The sequence below is a fragment of the Shewanella surugensis genome, from assembly GCF_023284005.1.
In the GTDB taxonomy this organism is placed as follows: Bacteria; Pseudomonadota; Gammaproteobacteria; order Enterobacterales; family Shewanellaceae; genus Shewanella; species Shewanella surugensis.
In genome coordinates this window covers 1-809 of record NZ_JAKIKS010000346.1, presented here as the reverse complement: position 1 = coordinate 809, position 809 = coordinate 1, and the positions used below count along the sequence as shown (strand labels likewise).

1 protein-coding gene is annotated in these 809 nt (G+C 46.0%); it reads right to left on the bottom strand.

What is annotated here, in order from left to right:
- The coding region (locus tag L2764_RS27460) for an SDR family oxidoreductase (RefSeq protein WP_248943493.1) at positions 1-809 on the bottom strand (809 nt) is incomplete at both ends.

The window sequence follows — 809 nt, the reverse complement described above, 5'->3', positions numbered from 1 at the left end:
CCTTTCGCTAAAATACGGTCAAGCAGACTTGATGGTAAAAAACGGCGCAGATAGCCAAAGAGATAAGTCGGTTTTGTCACATAATAGCGCGGCTTGGGATTGGAACTTTTTATTATCTTCAGAAGGGGTTTTAATACGGCCTCTGGACCAAGGGCAAAGGGGGTTGAAGATGTTTCGCGGCCTAAGCGTGATAAGGTTCTTTTATAATTGTTTCGATGACGTGAAGCGTCGATATCAATTGATTTATCAATGGCACGCAACGCATTGGCTCTGAATTGACTAACAATCGGCCCAGGCTCAATTAAACTCACCGAAATATTGGTATTCATCAATTCTAATCTAAGGGTATCTGTATACCCCTCTAAAGCAAACTTACTGGCCGCATAAGCCCCGCGATACTTCATCGCGACTAAACCCCGCACAGAGCTGTTTTGCACAATTTTTCCAGAGCCCTGAGTTAACATGACAGGGAGCACCGCCCGAGTCAGTTCATGTAAGCCAAATAAGTTCGTTTCAAACTGCGTGCGCAGCGCCTCCGTCGGTAAATCTTCAATGGCTCCCCCTTGACCATAAGCCGCATTATTAAATAACACATCTAACGTGCCGCCAGTCAGCACCAAAGCCTCCTTCAATCCAGCATGAATAGAATCAACATCTGTCATATCCAGTTGAACACAATGAAGCCCCTGCCCTTGAAGCGCCGCCACATCTTCAAGCTTGCGACAACTGGCAATGACCTTAAAACCGGACTCATGTAACTGTTCAGCACAAAAGCGGCCGATACCGCTACTGCAACCCGTAATTAAAAT